This window comes from Geodermatophilus dictyosporus (assembly GCF_900115505.1).
GTDB lineage: Bacteria > Actinomycetota > Actinomycetes > Mycobacteriales > Geodermatophilaceae > Geodermatophilus > Geodermatophilus dictyosporus.
On sequence record NZ_FOWQ01000002.1, the window covers coordinates 493,645 to 510,813 of the forward strand.

Annotated in this window: 19 protein-coding genes; 10 read left to right on the forward strand and 9 right to left on the reverse strand. The window is 75.8% G+C overall.

Going from position 1 to position 17,169, the window contains the following annotated elements:
- The first annotated feature begins 5 nt into the window (after positions 1–5).
- A complete protein-coding gene (locus BMZ33_RS05875; protein ID WP_091108617.1) occupies positions 6–740 on the forward strand; it encodes a PIG-L deacetylase family protein in 735 nt (244 codons plus the stop codon).
- 107 nt (positions 741–847) lie between these two features.
- On the opposite strand, the gene BMZ33_RS05880 is transcribed toward BMZ33_RS05875, so the two are convergent.
- Together BMZ33_RS05880 and BMZ33_RS05885 are read right to left on the reverse strand one after the other, a co-directional pair.
- Entirely contained in the window at positions 848–1,504 is a 657-nt protein-coding gene (locus tag BMZ33_RS05880; RefSeq protein ID WP_091108618.1) for a response regulator, read from the reverse strand.
- Complete coding sequence (locus tag BMZ33_RS05885; RefSeq protein WP_091108898.1) at positions 1,501–2,649, reverse strand: ATP-binding protein; 1,149 nt, start codon at positions 2,647–2,649, stop codon at positions 1,501–1,503. Before BMZ33_RS05885 ends, BMZ33_RS05880 begins: the two co-directional genes overlap by 4 nt.
- Positions 2,650–2,888: 239 nt before the next feature.
- Between BMZ33_RS05885 and BMZ33_RS05890 the strand changes: the two genes are divergently transcribed.
- Both BMZ33_RS05890 and BMZ33_RS05895 read left to right on the forward strand, forming a co-directional pair.
- Complete coding sequence (locus BMZ33_RS05890) at positions 2,889–3,764, forward strand: PspC domain-containing protein (RefSeq protein ID WP_091108619.1); 876 nt, start codon at positions 2,889–2,891, stop codon at positions 3,762–3,764.
- Complete coding sequence (locus tag BMZ33_RS05895; RefSeq protein WP_091108620.1) at positions 3,757–4,062, forward strand: hypothetical protein; 306 nt, start codon at positions 3,757–3,759, stop codon at positions 4,060–4,062. The genes BMZ33_RS05890 and BMZ33_RS05895 overlap by 8 nt, the downstream gene beginning before the upstream one ends.
- A gap of 64 nt (positions 4,063–4,126) precedes the next feature.
- Here the strand turns inward: BMZ33_RS05895 and BMZ33_RS05900 are convergent, their stop codons facing one another.
- Positions 4,127–4,711, reverse strand: a complete 585-nt coding sequence (locus BMZ33_RS05900; RefSeq protein ID WP_091108899.1) for a dienelactone hydrolase family protein — start codon at positions 4,709–4,711, stop codon at positions 4,127–4,129.
- Positions 4,712–4,776: 65 nt separating this feature from the next.
- On the opposite strand from BMZ33_RS05900, the gene BMZ33_RS05905 reads away from it, so the two are divergent.
- On the forward strand, positions 4,777–5,472 hold the full coding sequence (locus BMZ33_RS05905; RefSeq protein ID WP_091108621.1) for a helix-turn-helix transcriptional regulator: 696 nt from the start codon (positions 4,777–4,779) through the stop codon (positions 5,470–5,472).
- 66 nt (positions 5,473–5,538) lie between these two features.
- On the opposite strand, the gene guaA is transcribed toward BMZ33_RS05905, so the two are convergent.
- Genes guaA through guaB form a run of 3 tightly spaced genes read right to left on the reverse strand, consistent with a single transcriptional unit; the run spans position 5,539 to position 9,778 of the window.
- A complete protein-coding gene (gene guaA, locus BMZ33_RS05910; RefSeq protein ID WP_091108622.1) occupies positions 5,539–7,101 on the reverse strand; it encodes a glutamine-hydrolyzing GMP synthase in 1,563 nt (520 codons plus the stop codon).
- Positions 7,101–8,237, reverse strand: a complete 1,137-nt coding sequence (locus BMZ33_RS05915) for a GuaB3 family IMP dehydrogenase-related protein (RefSeq protein WP_091108623.1) — start codon at positions 8,235–8,237, stop codon at positions 7,101–7,103. The genes guaA and BMZ33_RS05915 overlap by 1 nt, the downstream gene beginning before the upstream one ends.
- 2 nt (positions 8,238–8,239) lie before the next feature.
- Complete coding sequence (guaB, locus tag BMZ33_RS05920; protein ID WP_169063945.1) at positions 8,240–9,778, reverse strand: IMP dehydrogenase; 1,539 nt, start codon at positions 9,776–9,778, stop codon at positions 8,240–8,242.
- A 189-nt stretch (positions 9,779–9,967) separates the two neighbouring features.
- Here guaB and BMZ33_RS05925 point away from each other — a divergent pair, with 189 nt between their 5' ends.
- Both BMZ33_RS05925 and BMZ33_RS24645 read left to right on the forward strand, forming a co-directional pair.
- Entirely contained in the window at positions 9,968–10,366 is a 399-nt protein-coding gene (locus BMZ33_RS05925) for a DUF5319 family protein (RefSeq protein WP_091108901.1), read from the forward strand.
- Positions 10,367–10,400: 34 nt separating this feature from the next.
- Entirely contained in the window at positions 10,401–10,865 is a 465-nt protein-coding gene (locus BMZ33_RS24645; protein WP_425283683.1) for a GNAT family N-acetyltransferase, read from the forward strand.
- On the opposite strand, the gene BMZ33_RS05935 is transcribed toward BMZ33_RS24645, so the two are convergent.
- On the reverse strand, positions 10,771–11,502 hold the full coding sequence (locus BMZ33_RS05935; protein WP_091108625.1) for a response regulator transcription factor: 732 nt from the start codon (positions 11,500–11,502) through the stop codon (positions 10,771–10,773). The genes BMZ33_RS24645 and BMZ33_RS05935 overlap by 95 nt on opposite strands.
- 240 nt (positions 11,503–11,742) lie before the next feature.
- Between BMZ33_RS05935 and BMZ33_RS05940 the strand changes: the two genes are divergently transcribed.
- Positions 11,743–12,042 carry a WhiB family transcriptional regulator gene (locus BMZ33_RS05940; protein ID WP_091108626.1) on the forward strand — a complete coding sequence of 100 codons (300 nt, stop codon included), beginning with the start codon at positions 11,743–11,745 and terminating at the stop codon, positions 12,040–12,042.
- Positions 12,043–12,218: 176 nt separating this feature from the next.
- On the opposite strand, the gene groL is transcribed toward BMZ33_RS05940, so the two are convergent.
- Both groL and groES read right to left on the reverse strand, forming a co-directional pair.
- On the reverse strand, positions 12,219–13,859 hold the full coding sequence (groL, locus tag BMZ33_RS05945; protein ID WP_091108627.1) for a chaperonin GroEL: 1,641 nt from the start codon (positions 13,857–13,859) through the stop codon (positions 12,219–12,221).
- A gap of 155 nt (positions 13,860–14,014) precedes the next feature.
- Positions 14,015–14,323, reverse strand: coding sequence for a co-chaperone GroES (gene groES, locus BMZ33_RS05950; protein WP_089402145.1), 309 nt, complete (start codon positions 14,321–14,323; stop codon positions 14,015–14,017).
- Positions 14,324–14,504: 181 nt separating this feature from the next.
- Between groES and BMZ33_RS05955 the strand changes: the two genes are divergently transcribed.
- The 3 genes from BMZ33_RS05955 to BMZ33_RS05965 are packed head-to-tail and all read left to right on the forward strand — an operon-like array spanning position 14,505 to position 17,160.
- Positions 14,505–15,722, forward strand: a complete 1,218-nt coding sequence (locus BMZ33_RS05955) for a THUMP-like domain-containing protein (protein ID WP_091108628.1) — start codon at positions 14,505–14,507, stop codon at positions 15,720–15,722.
- Positions 15,723–15,772: 50 nt separating this feature from the next.
- Positions 15,773–16,366 carry an RNA polymerase sigma factor gene (locus BMZ33_RS05960; protein ID WP_091108629.1) on the forward strand — a complete coding sequence of 198 codons (594 nt, stop codon included), beginning with the start codon at positions 15,773–15,775 and terminating at the stop codon, positions 16,364–16,366.
- A complete protein-coding gene (locus BMZ33_RS05965; RefSeq protein ID WP_091108630.1) occupies positions 16,363–17,160 on the forward strand; it encodes a hypothetical protein in 798 nt (265 codons plus the stop codon). The genes BMZ33_RS05960 and BMZ33_RS05965 overlap by 4 nt, the downstream gene beginning before the upstream one ends.
- Positions 17,161–17,169: the final 9 nt, after the last annotated feature.

A 17,169-nucleotide genomic window follows, 5' to 3' on the forward strand; every position in this document is an offset into this window, starting at 1 on the left:
CGCCGGTGACCGCGCCCCCACCCCGCAAGCCCGCCGAGCACGTCGAGCGCGCCCTCTGCGTGCTCGCCCACCCGGACGACGTCGACTTCGGCAGTGCGGGCACGGTGGCGACCTGGACGGCGGCGGGCACCCAGGTCACCTACTGCATCGTCACCGACGGCGACGCGGGCGGCTTCGACGAGACCCCGCGGGAGCGGATGGGTCCCCTGCGACGGGAGGAGCAGCGGGCGGCGGCCGCGGCGGTCGGTGTCACCGACGTCCGGTTCCTCGGCCACCCCGACGGCCGCCTGGAGCTCACCCTCGACCTGCGCCGCGACATCTCCCGCGTCATCCGGCAGGTGCGCCCGCAGCGGGTGCTCACCAGCTCGCCGGAGCGCTGGTACGAGCGGATCGGCGCCAGCCACCCCGACCACATGACCGTGGGCGAGTCGACGCTGCGCGCGGTCTACCCCGACGCCCGCAACCCGTTCGCGTTCCCCGAGCTGCTCGCCGACGAGGGGCTCGACGCCTGGACGGTGGGCGAGGTGTGGCTCGGTGCCAGCCCGCGCGCCGACCACGCCGTCGACGTCACCGACGTCGTCGAGCTGAAGTTCGCGGCGCTGAAGAGCCACGTGACGCAGGTCAGCCACGTCGACGACCTCGAGGAGTTCGTCACCGGCTGGATGGCGCAGACCGCCCGCCGCTTCGGCCTGCCCGAGGGCCACCTCGCCGAGGCCTTCCACGTCGTCCACACGGCGTGACCTGTCGCCCTCCCGGGCTCCCACCGCGGCCACGTGCCGTCCCCCAGCCGCGCTGAGTCCCACCGCGCAGGGCGCTCTCGTCCTCCTGCCAGCCGCGCGAGAGGCGGTCAGAGGAGTCGGTTCGTCGCGGCCCAGCGGGTGAGCTCGTTGCGGTTGGACAGCTGCAGCTTGCGCAGCACGTTGGAGGCGTGCGACTCGACCGTCTTCACCGAGATGAACAGGCGCGAGCCGATCTCGCGGTAGGTGTAGCCGCGGGCCAGCAGCTGCATGACCTCCCGCTCGCGGGCGCTGAGCAGGTCCAGGCCGGGGTCGGTCGCCGGGTCCTCGGCCCGGGGGGCGGACGGCGCGCTGGCGGCGAAGGCGTCGAGCACGAAGCCGGCCAGCCGGGGGCTGAAGACGACGTCGCCCTCGGCCACCCGCTGCACCGCGGCGCGCAGGTCCGGCCCCGAGATGGTCTTGGTGACGTAGCCGCGGGCTCCGGCGCGGATGACCGCGATGACGTCCTCGGCGGCGTCGGACACCGACAGCGCCAGCCAGCGGGTCTCCGGCAGCTCGGCACGCAGGGCCTCGAGCACCGCGCGCCCGTCGCCGCCGGGCAGGTGGACGTCGAGCAGCACCACGTCGGGGGCGGCGGCCCGGATGCCGGCGATGGCGGAGTCGACGTCGGCGGCCTCGCCCACCACGGTGACCGCGTCGCCCAGCTCGTGGCGCACCCCGGCGCGGACCATCGCGTGGTCGTCGACCAGGAACACGCGGGTGCTCACGCGGCGGCCTCGCGGGGCAGCACCAGCTCCACCTCGGTGCCCTCGCCCGGCGCCGAGCGGACCGTCGCCGTCCCGCCGATGCGGGCCACCCGCCCGGTCACCGAGTCGCTCAGCCCGCGCCGGTCGCCGGGCACCGCGGCCGGCTCGAAGCCGGTGCCGCGGTCGCGGACGAACACCGACACCGACTGGGCGGTCACCTCGGTGTACAGGTCGGCCGAGGCCACGCCGGCGTGCTTGGCCGCGTTGACCAGTGCCTCGCGGGTGGCCGCCCCGAGCGCGGCGAGCGCGTCGTCGACCGGCGCGTCGCCGACGACGACCGGGTCGATCGTGAGCGCGTGGTCGGCCTCGACCTCGGCGACCATCTGCGAGACCAGGCCGGCCCACGTGCCGCCGGCCGCGGTCGCCGGCTCGTAGAGCCAGCTGCGCAGCTCGCGCTCCTGGCTGCGGGCCAGCCGGGCGACGGCCTGCTGGTCGCCGGCGTGCCGCTGGATGAGCGCCAGGGTCTGCAGCACCGAGTCGTGCAGGTGCGCGGCCACGGCGGCGCGCTCCTCCGACCGGATGCGGGCGGTGCGCTCGGCGGCGCGGGAGTCGAGCAGCCGGCGCCACAGCGGCGCGGTGCCCAGCACCAGGCCGGCGAGGATCACCAGGGTCGCGGCGAACCCGTTGCGGGCGTTGGCCAGCTGGCCGGTGGTGGCCAGCAGCAGCACCACGCCGCCGGCGGCGAGCACCGCGCCGCCGGCCAGCACCCACGGGACGCCGGGCCGGGCCAGGGTGCGGTCGGTGTCGAGCTGGCGCCAGATGACGGCCAGGCCGCCGCCGAGCAGCAGCAGCGGTGCGACGAGGTCGCCGCCGCCCCAGGTGGCGAGGTTGCCCAGCAGCACCACGGCGCCCAGCCCGGTGAGCACCAGGCCGAGGGTCTGCCGCCGGCTGGGCTCGGCGGCCCCGGGCGCCGCGACGACCTCCCCCTGCGGGACGAAGAACCACAGCAGCGCGTAGACGACGACGCCGATGCCGGCAGCGGTGGCCAGCGCGACCAGCACCACCCGGACGACGAGCGGGTCGACGCGCAGGTGCGCCGCCGTCCCCGCCGCGACCCCGGCCAGCAGCCGGCCGGAGCGGGGCCGGACCAGCGGGGGGCGGTCCACCGTGGCGACCGCGACCGCGGCCGGGGCGGGTGCGGCCGGAGCCGGAGCGGCCGCGGGCGCGGGCGCGGGTGCCGGCGCGGGTGCGCCCACGGGGGTCGTCGCCGTCCTCGTCACGGCGACGATCGTCGCACCGCGCGACCCCGTCCCGGTACCGGGAAGCCCCCGGAGGAGGCGGACCAGGGTCGGATGGGGGCCTTCCCCGATACCGGGCGGGCGGTCCCCTCGGCACGCTCCCTGCCATGACCGCCGCACCCCCTCCCGCTCCCCCGGCCGAACCACCGCCGATCACCCGTCCCTCGCTCCGGCGCAGCCGCACCGACAAGGTCGCCGGCGGTGTCGCCGGCGGGCTGGCCGAGTACAGCGGCATCGACCCGCTGCTCTGGCGGGTCGGCTTCGTCGCCCTCACCCTCGCCGGTGGCTCCGGCGTCCTCGTCTACGCCCTGCTGTGGCTGCTGATGCCGGCCGGGCCGCGCACCCGCGCCGACGGCGTCCCGGCCGAGCCGGCCGGTCCCCGCTCCCCCGTCGCCGCGTTCACCGTCGCGGGGCTGCTGATCATCGTCGGGCTGCTGGTCCTCGTCACCCGCTACACCGACCTCGACCTCGGCTCGCGCGGCTTCCTCGCCTCCGCCCTGCTGGTCGTGGGCCTGGGGCTGGTGGCCTCGAGCCTCAGCCGCGGCCGCTCGCCGCGCGGCGGGCTGATCGCCGTCGGTGCCGTCCTGTCGCTGGCGGTGCTGTTCACCTCCGCCGTGCCCGAGATCGACGACGAGGTCGGGGGCATCGGCGACCAGGACCACCGGCCGACCTCGGTCGCCGACGTGCGCAGCACCTACAGCGTCGGCGCCGGCGACCTCGACCTCGACCTGTCCCGGCTCGACGTCGGCGAGGTCGACACGCCGCTGGAGGTGCGCGTCGACCACGGCCTGGGCGACCTCGACGTGACCGTGCCCGACGACTTCGACGTCCGCGTCGACGTCGAGCACGGCCTCGGCGACGTCGACCTGTTCGACCAGGGCCCCGACGGCGGCCTGTTCCGCGGGGACGACGGTGACGGCGACGTCGACCTCGTCCTGACCATCCACTCCGGCCTCGGTGACGTGGAGGTGTCCCGTGCCTGACTACAGCGAGTTCCCCACCACCCCGACCGGCTGGCAGGAGCGCGCGCTGGCCGACCAGTGGCAGTACCCCACCGCGCTGGAGACCCGGGACGCCCCGCTGCCGCCGCGGCGCCGGCCGGACCTGGTGACCCTCGTCCCGGGCGTCGTCTACGTCGTCCTCGCACTGGTGGTCCTCGCCGGGGTCGCCCTGCCGCTGGACCTCCTGGCCGACGGCGGCCTGCTCTGGCTGCTGCTGGTGGGCGCCGGTGTCGCGCTCCTGGTCACCGAGCTGCGCAGGACCCGCCGCAGGCGCGGCTGACCACCACGGGGGCGGACAGCAGGAGGGCCCGGGGAGCACCCGCTCCCCGGGCCCTCCGTCGTGGTCAGCCGGCCACCCGGGCGCAGAAGGCGAGCGCGTGCCGCCAGAGCGCCTCGGTGGCCACCGGGTCGTACTCGGCGGGCAGGCCCGGGTCGGTGAACAGGTGTCCCTCCCCCGGGTACTCGAACGCCTCCAGCTCCCCGCCGGCGGCCGCCACCTCGTCGGCGAGCTGCGCGGCCCACCCGGCGGACCGGAGGGGGTCCCCGGCGGCGGTGTGCAGCTGCGCCGGCAGCCCCGCCGGCCAGGACGGGGCCCCGAGCACCGCCACCGGCAGCGCGCCGGAGAACAGCAGCACCCCGGCGCACCGGCGCCGCGTGGCGACGTACTCGGCCATGCCCGCGCCGTTGGAGAACCCCGCGGCCACGAAGCCGTCGGGCAGGTCGCGGACCGCCTCGAGCGCCGCCGCCATCAGCGCCGGGAACCCCACCGACCCGGCGTGCGCGCCGGCCTCCGCGTAGTCGTCGAAGAACCGGCCGCCGTACTGGTCGACGACGAGGACGTCGTGCCCGGCGGCGCGCAGCCGGCCGGCGGCGTCGAGGACCCCGGCACGGACGCCGAGGACGGAGTGGAACAGCGCGATGGATGCCATGCCCGCCACGGTGCCGGTGTCCCGGTGACACCGTCCTGTCACCGTCTCCGGGCAGGATCACGGCCGTGAACCGCACCGACCGCCTGCACGCGCTCACCGAGGAGCTGCGCCGGGCCGGGCGCCGCGGGCGGACGGCGCAGCGGCTGGCCTCCTGGCTGGAGGTCTCCACCCGCACGGTCAAGCGCGACGTCAGCGCGCTGCAGCAGGCGGGCGTGCCGATCTGGGCGAGCGCCGGCCCGGGCGGCGGCTACGTGCTCGACGCGGCCGCGACCCTCCCGCCGGTCAACCTCACGCCGGCGCAGGCGGTGGCAGTGGCCGTCGCGCTGGCCGGGTCGGGGGACGCGCCCTTCGCCGTCGACGGCCGGGCGGCCCTGGAGAAGGTGCTCGACGTGATGGCGCCCCAGGCACGGGCGGAGGCCGAGCGACTCGGGGGCCGGGTGTGGGTGCGCGCGCCGTCCGGGGTGCGGCCGGGCACCGCCGCGGTGGTCGAGCGGGCGCTGGGAGAGCGCCGCGTCCTGGCGATCACCTACCGCGACCGGGAGGGGACGCCGTCACGCCGGCGGGTGGAGCCGCGGCTCGTGGCCCGCACCGGCGGCCACTGGTACCTGGTCGGCTGGTGCCGGGAGCGGGACGCGCCACGCTGGTTCCGGTGGGACCGCATCGAGGCCGCCGACCTGACGACCGAGCCGGCACCCGAGCGCGACCCCGCCCTCTACGGCACCCCGCCGCCCGACGCCCACGCCGTGAGGTCCCCGTGGTGACCTGCTGGAACGGCCCTCCTGCAGGGTCCCGCTGCGAGCCTGCGAGCAGTGGGGGCAGGAGGGTCCTCACTCCCACTCGATGGTGCCGGGCGGTTTGCTCGTCACGTCGAGGACGACCCGGTTGACCTCGGGGACCTCGTTGGTGATCCGGGTGGAGACGCGCGCCAGCAGGTCGTAGGGCAGCCGGGTCCAGTCGGCGGTCATGGCGTCCTCGCTGGACACCGGCCGCAGCACGACCGGGTGGCCGTAGGTGCGCCCGTCGCCCTGCACGCCCACCGAGCGGACGTCGGCCAGCAGCACCACCGGGCACTGCCAGATCTCGCGGTCCAACCCGGCGGCGGTGAGCTCGGCACGCACGATGGCGTCGGCCCGCCGCAGCACGTCGAGCCGCTCCCGGGTCACCTCGCCGACGATGCGGATGCCCAGCCCCGGGCCGGGGAACGGCTGGCGCCACACCATCGACTCGGGCAGCCCGAGCTGCAGTCCGACCTCGCGGACCTCGTCCTTGAACAGCGTCCGCAGCGGCTCGACGAGGGTGAACTGGAGGTCCTCGGGCAGCCCGCCGACGTTGTGGTGGCTCTTGATGTTCGCCGTCCCGGTGCCGCCGCCGGACTCGACGACGTCGGGGTAGAGGGTCCCCTGCACGAGGAAGTCGACCGACTCCCCGTGCTCCTTCGCGTCGCCGACGACGTCGAGGGCGGCCTGCTCGAACACCCGGATGAACTCGCGGCCGATCGTCTTGCGCTTCTGCTCCGGGTCGGCGAGGCCGGCGAGCGCGGTGAGGAACTGCTCGCGGGCGTCGACGACCCGCAGGTCCACCCCGGTGACGGCGACGAAGTCCCGCTCGATCTGCTCGGTCTCGCCCTCGCGCATGAGCCCGTGGTCGACGTAGACGCAGGTCAGCCGGTCGCCGATGGCCCGCTGCACGAGTGCTGCGGCGACGGCGGAGTCCACCCCGCCGGACAGCGCGCACAGCGCGCGCCCCTCCCCCACCTGCGCACGGATCCGCTCGACCTGCTCCTCGACGACGTTGGCCATCGTCCAGGTGGGCTCGAGGCCGGCGATGTCGAACAGGAAGTGCTCGAGCACCGTCTGCCCGTGGGCGGTGTGGCGCACCTCCGGGTGGAACTGCACCCCGGCCAGCCGCCGGTCGACGTCCTCGAAGGCGGCGACCGGCGCGCCCGTGGAGGTGGCGGTGACGGTGAACCCGGGCGGGGCGGCGCTGACGGCGTCGCCGTGGCTCATCCACACCGACTGCTCGACCGGCAGGGTCCCGAACAGCCGCCCGCCGGTGGTGACCGTCAGCGGCGTGCCGCCGTACTCGCGGTCGCCGGTGCGGGCCACGGTGCCGCCGAGGGAGGCGGCCATCGCCTGGAAGCCGTAGCAGATGCCGAACGCCGGCACCCCGCCCTCGAACAGCGCCGGGTCGAGCTGCGGCGCCCCCTCCGCGTAGACGCTCGACGGCCCGCCGGAGAGCACGATCGCCGCGGGCTCCCGGGCGAGCACCTCGTCGGCGGACACCGACGAGGGCACGATCTCGGAGTAGACGCCGGCCTCGCGGATGCGCCGGGCGATGAGCTGGGCGTACTGCGCGCCGAAGTCGACGACGAGGACGGTCGGGAAGTCCATCAGTCGGATCGACCGCCGATGACGAGGTCCACCCGCTGGAACTCCTTGAGGTCGCGGTAGCCGGTCTTGGCCATCGTGCGGCGCAGCGCCCCGAAGAGGTTGGTGCGCCCGTCGGCGGTCTCGGCCGGGCCGAGCAGCACCTGCTCGAGCGTCCCGGCGGCCGGGACCGGTGCCGACGTCCCGCCACGCGGCAGCCGCGGGTGGGCGGCCACCGAGTCCCACCAGACGCCGCCGGCCGGGGCCTCCCGCGCGGCGCGCAGCGGCTCGCCGATCTGCACGGCGTCGGCCCCGCAGGCCAGCGCCCGCGCGATCGCCCCGCTGGTCTCGATCCGGCCGTTGGCGATGACGTGCACGTACCGCCCGCCGGTCTCGTCGAGGTAGTCGCGGCGGGCGGCCGCGGCGTCGGCGATCGCGCTGGCCAGCGGCACCCGGATGCCCATGACGGCGTCGGCGGTGGAGAAGCTGTCGGCGCCCACGCCGACGACCACGCCGGCCGCGCCGGTGCGCATGAGGTGCAGCGCGGTCGTGTAGTTGGCCGCGCCGCCGACGACCACCGGGACGTCGAGGTCGGCGATGAACTCCTTGAGGTTGAGCGCGGCGCCCTGGGTGGTCACGTGCTCGGCGGAGACGATCGTGCCCTGGATGACCAGCAGGTCGACCCCCGCGGCGAGCACCGCGGGCGCCAGCTGCTCGGTGTGCTGGGGCGAGACCCGCACCGCCGTCGTGACCCCGGCGTCGCGCACCTCCTTGATCCGCGCGGTGATCAGGTCCGGCTTGACCGGCTCGGCGTAGACCTGCTGCAGCAGCGCCACCGGCAGCGACGCCTCGGCGGCGGCGTCGCACAGCTGCCGGTACACCGGCAGCGGGTCGTCGTAGCGGGTCCACAGGCCCTCGGCGTTGAGCACGCCGAGGCCGCCGGCCTGACCGACCGCGATGGCCGTCGCCGGGCTGACGACGGCGTCGCTGGGGCTGGTGACCAGCGGGATGTCGAACCGGAAGGCGTCGATCTGCCAGGCCGTGGAGACGTCGTCGACGTCGCGGGTCCGGCGGGAGGGCACGATCGAGACCTCGTCGAGGTCGTAGCCCCGGCGGGCGAAGCGGTTGAGGCCGATCTCGACGGTGTCGCGCGCGGGCATCGTCAGCGTCCTCGGTAGTTGGGGGCCTCGACGGTCATCTGGATGTCGTGCGGGTGGCTCTCGGTCAGGCCCGCCGAGGTGATGCGGGTCAGCCGGCCGCGCTCCTGCAGGTCGGCGACGGTGGCCGCGCCGGCGTAGCCCATCGACGCGCGCAGCCCGCCGACGAGCTGGTGGGCGACGGTGGCCAGCAGCCCGCGGTAGGGCACCTGGCCCTCGATGCCCTCGGGGACGAGCTTGTCGTCGGAGAGGACGTCGTCGGCGAAGTACCGGTCGCGGCTGAAGGACTGGTTGCCGCGCTTCTGCATGGCGCCCAGCGAGCCCATGCCGCGGTAGGTCTTGAACTGCTTGCCGTTCATGAAGACCAGCTCGCCCGGGGCCTCCTCGACCCCGGCGAACAGCCCGCCGATCATCACCGTGTCCGCGCCGGCGACCAGGGCCTTGGCGATGTCGCCGGAGTACTGCAGGCCGCCGTCGGCGATGACCGGCACGCCGGCCGGCCGCGCGGCGAGGCTGGCCTCGTAGATGGCGCTGATCTGCGGGACGCCGACGCCGGCGACCACGCGGGTGGTGCAGATCGAGCCCGGGCCGACACCGACCTTGACGGCGTCGGCGCCGGCGTCGACCAGCGCCTGCGCGCCGGCACGGGTGGCGATGTTGCCGCCGACCACCTGCACGCCGCCGTCGCCGCCGAACTCCTTCGTCACCCGGGCGACCATGTCGAGGACGGCGCGCTGGTGGCCGTGCGCGGTGTCGACGACGAGCACGTCGACACCGGCGTCGACCAGCAGGCCCGCCCGCTTGAAGGCGTCCTCGCCCACGCCGAGGGCAGCCCCGACGACGAGCCGGCCGTCGGCGTCCTTGGTGGCGTTCGGGTACTGGTCGCGCTTGACGAAGTCCTTGACCGTGATCAGGCCGCGCAGCCGCCCCGCGTCGTCGACGATCGGCAGCTTCTCGATCTTGTGCTGGGACAGCAGGCGCAGCGCGGTGTCGGCGTCGACGCCGACCGGGGCGGTCACCAGCGGCATCGGGGTCATGACGTCGCGGACGAGCCGGTGCGGGTCGGTCTCGAAGCGCATGTCGCGGTTGGTGACGATGCCGATGAGCACGCCCTCGTCGTCGACCACCGGGGCGCCGGAGATCCGGTAGCGGCCCGAGAGCGCGTCGACCTCGGCGAGGGTGTTGTCCGGTGAGCAGGTGACCGGGTTGGTGACCATGCCGGCCTCGGAGCGCTTCACCAGGTCGACCTGGCCGGCCTGCTCCTCGGCGGCGAGGTTGCGGTGCAGGACGCCGACGCCGCCGACGCGGGCCATGGCGATCGCCATGCGGGCCTCGGTGACGGTGTCCATCGCGCTGGACAGCAGCGGGACGGCGATCCGGATCCCGCGGGTCAACCGGCTGCTGGTGTCCACCTCGGCGGGGACGACGTCGGACTCACCGGGGATGAGCAGGACGTCGTCGTAGGTCAGGCCGAGCGGGGCGAACTTCGCCGGCAGCTCGGGGGTCCGGTCGTCGGGCTGCATGGTGGCCGCCACCCTCTCCATCGGCTCAGCCCCGGCCGGGCGCGCGGGAACCGTCCTCGATCGTAGGCCGGGGTCCTCCGCGGCCGGGACGCCGCTTCCCGCTGCACGTGGGGATCGGTCGGCGGGGGCGACTACCGTGGTCCCCCGGACGCGCGACCCGTGCGCCCGAGCGGCAGCGTCAGCGCCACCGGCGCGTGGGAGGAGGGCACCGTGAGTTCCTTCGACGACGAGTCCCCGGGGTCCGGCTTCGGGCCCTCGGACCCGCCACCGCCGCTGTCGATGGAGGAGCGGGCCGGCGTCCTCGACGACCTGGCCGAGCTCGAGGTCTTCCGCACGCTGCTCGAGCCCACCGGGATCAAGGGCATCGTCGTCGACTGCCCCGACTGCGACGAGGAGCACCACGTCGACTGGGCGCTGATGCAGGCCAACCTGCGCCAGCTGCTCGAGGAGGGGCAGACCGGCCGGCACGAGCCGCCGTTCGACCCCGACCCGGCCGACTACGTGAGCTGGGACTACGCCAGCGGCTACGCCGACGGGATCGCCGCGATGGCCGAGCGCGAGGAGCCCGGCGGCGGCTCCCGCGGCGGTCGGCACGCCCGCGACGACTAGCCCCGCCGTCGTCCGGAGGCGGCTGCCGGCGGACCTGTCCACGCGGGACGGCGCCGTCGCCGGACACGTCTGCGTGACGCGCGAGGGCGACGGGTGCGCCGTCAGCCGGCTGTTCGTCGCGCCGGACGCGCGCGGGCTGGACCTGGGCGCCGCGCTGCTCGGTGCGGCGACGGCCTGGGCCGCGGCGGAGGGGCTGGGGCTGGTGCTCGACGTCGTCGACGACGCGGGCCCGGCGATCGCGCTGTACGAGCGGCTCGGCTGGACGGCCGCCGGCACCCGGCCCGCCGGGTGGACGACACGGGCCGGCCACCGGCCGCTGCTGCGGGTCTACCGGGCACCCGCCGGAACGCGTCGAGGGCCCCCTCCGTCGATCGGAGGGGGCCCTCGGCGGGTGGTCGTCCGGCTCAGGTCATCATGCCGCGGCGGAAGCCGGTGGCGACCGCCTCGGCGCGGTCCTTGGCGCCGAGCTTGCGGAACAGCCGGCGCGCGTGGGTCTTGATGGTGTCCTCGGACAGGTAGAGCTCGCGGCCGATCTGGGCGTTGCTCTTGCCCTGGCTCATGCCGGTGAGCACCTGCATCTCGCGCATCGACAGGGTGACCGGCGGCGCGCTCTCGCGGACCGTCGTGCTCACGACCCGCGGGCCCGCGCCGTTGAGCGGCGCCGCCCACGAGGGCGCCGGAGCGCCCACCGAGGCCAGCGGCACCGGGGCGGCCGGCTGCGGCGGCCGGCCGTCGGCCCGCAGCCCCACCCGGGACAGGCCCAGGCCCATCTCCAGGGCGCTGGCGTCCCAGCGGAGGTACCCGCGGGCACCGACGGCGACGGCGGCACGGACCGTCTCGGCGTCGTCCGGTGCGCCGAGCACCAGCACCGGCACGGTCGGGTGGCTGCGCAGCACCTGGGTGGCCACGGTCAGGCCGGTGTCCACCGCGCGCTGGGTGCCGACCAGCAGCACGTCGGGCTGGCGGGTGGCCAGCCGCTGGACCAGCGTGGCGGCGTCACCGACGACCTCGACCCGGCCGACGAACGGCAGGGCCACCAGGCGGGAGGCGACGTCGTCGCGGACACGGCGGCGCTCGTCGTACACCCACACGGTGGTGGCACCGTGGCCGGGACCGCGCATCCTGTCGTCGATCACTGCAGCTCCTGTCTTCCCCCGGCCGTGCGGGGCGTGGGGTCACTCGACCCGGGTAACGGCACGGCCTGGAGCCACCATGAGCGTCCGGTGGGGGCGGCGACAGGCGTGCTCACCCTGCGGGGGGAGACGGTGGGCGGGAAAATGTCGGACCCCACTGTGTTTGACCCCGGGGACCCTCGGGCACCGGCTCCCGTGCAGCCGGGTCGCCCCCTCCGGCTCGCCGAGCCGAGGAGGACACAGATGGCTGACATCCGCCGACTGCCGACACCCGTGGCCGAGGTGTGGGACTGGCAGCTCCACGGCTCGTGCCGCGGTGAGAGCACCGCCCTGTTCTTCCACCCCGACGGCGAGCGCGGTCCGGCCCGGGCGCGGCGCCAGGCGGCCGCCAAGGCCGTGTGCGCCAAGTGCCCCGTCGTCGACGCCTGCCTCAAGCACGCGCTCAGCGTCCGCGAGCCCTACGGCGTGTGGGGCGGCATGAGCGAGGAGGAGCGGGCCCGGCTGATCGCCGCGGAACCCGCCGCCGTCGCCGCGGGGGTCTGAGCACCCACAGACGCCGAGAGGGCCGGTCCAGCAGCTGCTGGACCGGCCCTCTCGTCTGTGCGGGTCGACCCCGCCCGGTCCCCCGCCGCGAGTCGGTGAGCGGCGAGGGACCGGAGCGGCCCCCCTGCAGGGCCCCGCCGCGAGCGTGCGAGCGGTGGGGGCAGGGAGGTCCTTCCTCAGTGGCTGTGGCCGTGACCGTGCGAGTGACCGTGGGTGTGGTGCCCGGCTCCCGCGTGGTCCTCCTCCTCCGGCGCCTCGACGACGGCGGAGTCGGTGGTGAGCACCATCGCGGCGATCGACGCGGCGTTGCCCAGCGCGGCCTTGGTGACCTTGACCGGGTCGATGACGCCCTGGGCGGCCAGGTCGCCGTACTCGCCGGTGGCGGCGTTGAAGCCCTGGCCGGCGCCGAGGTCGCGGACCTTGGCGACGACGACGCGGCCCTCGAAGCCGGCGTTGTCGGCGATGCGGGCCAGCGGGGCCTCCAGCGCGCGCTGCACGGCGCGGGCGCCGGTCAGCTCGTCACCGGAGAGGTCCAGCGCGTCGACCGCGGTGGCGGCGTGCACCAGCGCGGAGCCACCGCCGGGGACGACGCCCTCCTCCACCGCGGCGCGGGTGGCGGCGATGGCGTCCTCGATGCGGTGCTTGCGCTCCTTGAGCTCGACCTCGGTGGCCGCGCCGACCCGGATGACGCCGATGCCGCCGGCGAGCTTGGCCAGCCGCTCCTGCAGCTTCTCGCGGTCCCAGTCGGAGTCGGTGGCCTCGATCTCGCGGCGGATCTGGGCGACCCGGTCGCCGATGGCCTGCTGCGTGCCGCCGCCGTCGACGATCGTGGTGGTGTCCTTGTCGACCGTCACGCGGCGGGCGGTGCCGAGCACCTCGAGGCCGACCTGGTCGAGCTTGAGGCCGACGTCCTCGCTGACCACCTGGCCGCCGGTGACGACGGCGAGGTCGGTCATGAACGCCTTGCGGCGGTCGCCGAAGTAGGGCGACTTCACCGCGACGACCTTGATCGTCTTGCGGATCGAGTTGACGACGAGGGTGGACAGCGCCTCGCCCTCGACGTCCTCGGCGACGATCAGCAGCGGGCGGGCGCCGGTGCCGAGCACCTTCTCCAGCAGCGGCAGCAGGTCGGCCAGCGCGCCGACCTTGCCCTGGACCAGCAGCACGAGGGCGTCGTCGAGGACGGCCTCCATCGCCTCGGCGTCGGTGACGAAGTAGGGCGAGAGGTAGCCCTTGTCGAACTGCACGCCCTCGGTGACGTCGAGGTCGGTGGAGAGGGTGTTGCTCTCCTCGACGGTGATGACGCCGTCCTTGCCGACCTTCTCCATCGCCTGGCTGATCAGGGCACCGACCTCGGCGTCCTGCGCGGAGATGGTGGCGACGCCGGCGATGGCGGCCTGGTCGTCGACCGGGATGGCGACCTCGTCGAGGGCCGTGGACACGGCGTCGACGGCGGCGCGCATGCCGCGGCCGAGCCCCATCGGGTTGGCGCCGGCGGCGACGTTGCGCATGCCCTCCTTGACCAGCGCCTGGGCCAGCACCGTGGCGGTGGTGGTGCCGTCACCGGCGACGTCGTTGGTCTTGGTGGCGACGTTCTTGGCCAGCTGCGCGCCGAGGTTCTCGTACGGGTCGTCGAGCTCGACCTCGCGGGCGATGGTGACGCCGTCGTTGGTGATGGTCGGGGCGCCGAACTTCTTGTCGAGGACGACGTTGCGGCCGCGCGGGCCGAGGGTCACCTTGACCGTGTCGGCGAGCTTGTCGACGCCGCGCTCGAGCGCCCGGCGGGCGTCCTCGTTGAACTTGATGATCTTGGCCATGGGGCCCTTCCGATCAGGGGAGAACAGGGTCGGACGACGACCGCCCCGGGACCCGGTCAGTCGGGTCGCCGGGGCGGTCGGGTGACGTACTGGAACGGCCTCGTCCAGAGGCTCGTCCCGAGCTCGCGGGGGATGAGGAGGACGAGGTCCTTCTACTACTTCTCGACGACGGCGAGCAGGTCGCGGGCGGAGAGCACCAGGTACTCCTCGCCGGCGTACTTGACCTCGGTGCCGCCGTACTTCGAGTAGATGACGACGTCGCCGACGTTGACGTCGAGCGGGACGCGGTTGCCGTTGTCGTCGATGCGGCCGGGGCCCACGGCGATGACCGTGCCCTCCTGCGGCTTCTCCTTGGCGGTGTCCGGGATGACCAGGCCGGAGGCGGTGGTGGTCTCGGCCTCGTTGGCCTGGACCACGACACGGTCCTCGAGCGGCTTGATGGTGACCTTGGTAGCGGTCGTCACGAGGTGACGCCCCCTTCGGGATCGGACGGCGGGTGGGTTGCACGTTGTGGCACGGGGTCTGGGCCTGCCGTCGCGGGGGTCAGGCGCGGACCCGTGTCGATTGGCACTCTACCCAGGAGAGTGCCAGCCACTCAACCGGGTCACCGGGGAGCGGGAACCGGCCCTGCGGGAGGCTGGGGCGGTGCCCGACGACGCCGTCCTGACCCATCTGCGGCTGCTGCGGACACCCGAGGGGACGGCGGCCACTGCCCGCGCCGCGGCGCTGCTCGCCGAGGGGGCCGACGTGCTGGCCGGCGTGGCCCGGCTGCGCGCGGAGGTGGGGCCGGAACTGGCCGGCCCCGCCTGGGAGCTGGCCCGGCTGCGTGCCCGCGCGCGCCCGGTCCTCGGCGCCGACGCCGACGTCCTGTTCCTCACCGCCGACACCCTCGAGCAGGCCGGCCGGCCGGAGCTCGCCGCCCGCCGCGCCGCCCGGCTGCTGGCCGACGGCACCGACTCGGCCGCCGACCTCGGCTGTGCGTCGGGCACCGACACGATCGCCCTCGCCCGGGCCGGCGCCCGGGTGCTGGCCGTCGACCGCGACCCGGTGGCCCGGGAGCTGACCGCGGTCAACGCCGCCGCGCTCGGCGTGGACGACGACGTGTGGGTGCTCGCCGGCGACGTCGTCGAGCTCGTGGACGCCGCGGGCGGCGGCGAGGTGGCCGGGTGCGGGGCCGCCGTCCTCGACCCGGCGCGGCGGGCGGACGGGCGCCGCCGGCTGCACCCCGACTCCTGGTCGCCGCCGTGGTCGACGGTGGCCACGCTGCTGGACCGGGTGCCGCGCGCGGTGGTCAAGGTGGCGCCGGGCCTGGACCACGAGCGGGTGCCCGCGGGCGTGGAGGCCGAGTGGGTGTCGGTGCGCGGCTCGATCGTGGAGGCGCTGCTGTGGGGCACCGGTGTCTCGGCGGCCTGGCGGCGGGCCACCGTCGTCCGCCGCGGGGTGGCGCACGAGCTGACCGCCGACGCGGACCCGGGACCGGCCGACGCCGGGCCGGTGCGCGGCTGGCTGCACGAGCCCGACCCCGCCGTCATCCGGTCGGGGCTGGTGTCCCTGGCGGCCACGGAGCTGGGCGCGACCCTGGTCGACCCGACGATCGCCTACCTGACCTCCGACGCCGCCGCGGACTCCCCCTGGGTCTCCTCCCACCGCGTCGACGAGGTCCTGCCCTTCAACCTCAAGCGGCTGCGCGCGCTGCTGCGGGCGCGCGGCGTCGGCCGGGTGGTGGTGAAGAAGCGCGGCTCGGCGGTCGAGCCCGAGACGCTCGGCCGGCAGCTGCGCGGCCCGGGTGCCGGGACGGCGACCGTCGTCGTCACCCGCGTGGCCGGCGCCCCGACGGCCCTCGTCTGCGACGTCGCGGGCTGAGGCGTGCGGTGCCGCTGTAACGGCCGACGGGGACCGGACATGCGGAGGGCGTGACCGTCACCGAGGACCCGCCTCCCGTGCCGACCGCCCGCCCGTCCCCACCCGGCGACCCGGTCGAGGACCTGTACCGCGAGCACGGGCGTGCCCTGCTCGGCTACGCCCTGCGCCGGTGCGCCGGTCGCGAGGAGGCCCTCGACCTCGTGTCGGACGTCTTCGTGGTGGTCTGCCGACGCCCCGACCAGGTCCCGCAGGACGAGGACGGCCGGCGGCCGTGGCTGTTCGGCGTCGCCCGGCTGACGCTGGCCAACCTGCAGCGCAGCCGGGTCCGCTCCGGCCGGCTGGGGCAGCGCCTGGCCGCCGACCTCGGCGGAGAGGCCGACGGCGTGCCCGACCCCGCGGCGCTCCTCGCCGCCCGTGCCGACGCCCGCCGCGTGCGGCAGGCGCTCGCCGGGCTGTCCGACGCCGACCGGGAGCTGCTCACCCTCGTCGCCTGGGAGGGCCTGACCCCCGCCGGGGCCGCCACCGCGCTCGGGCTGGCGCCCGGCACCGCCCGCGTCCGCCTGCACCGCGCCCGCACCCGGCTGCGCACCGCCCTCACCCGCCTCGACACCGACAGCGACACCGCTCCCGAGGAGACCCCGTGACCGCCACCGACGAGCGGCTGTCCGGCGCCGCACTGGTCAGCGACGCCGACCTGCCCGACCTCCCGCCCGGCTTCCTCCGGACCGCCCGCCGGGTGGCCGCCGCCGATCCCGGCCGGGACGGCGTCGTCCTCCCGTTCCGCGCCCCCGCGCGGGCGTGGCGGCGGGCCGCCGCCGGGACCGTCGCCGCGGCCGGTGTGGCCGCGGCGCTGGTCCTCGTCCCCGGGGGGACGACGCCGCCGGCCGTCGCGGACTGGTCGCACCTGCCCGACGCCGCGACCCCGGCGCAGCGCTCGGCGCTGGCCGCGGCCTGCACCCAGGCCCTCGCGCGGACGCCGGCCGAGGCCGGCGCCTCCTGGACGGCGGAGCACCCGTTCCTCCCCGCCGAGCAGCGACCGGCCGTGGTCGACGTCCGCGGGCCGTGGGGGCTGACCGTCCTCGTCGGCGGGGGCACCGTCGGGGACTGCCTGTCCGGCCCGGACGGCGTGGTGGGCACCGCCCGCCAGGAGCTGCCTGACGGCGCGCCGGCCTCGGGTGTGCGCGCGGCCGGGCTCGGCACGACGCAGGCGTCCGACGGGGAGGACCTGTACGGCTCGACCGCCTACGGCCGCAGTGCTGCCGACGTGGTGGCGGTGGAGCTGGTCCTGCCGGGCGGGGAGGTGGTCACGGCCACCGTCGAGGACGGCTGGTGGGCCGCGTGGTGGCCGGGGATCACCGCCGACGACCGCGCCGTCCGCGTCCGGGTCACCGACGGCGCGGGGTCGGTGACGACGACGGTGCTCGCGGACACCTACTGACCGCCCGTC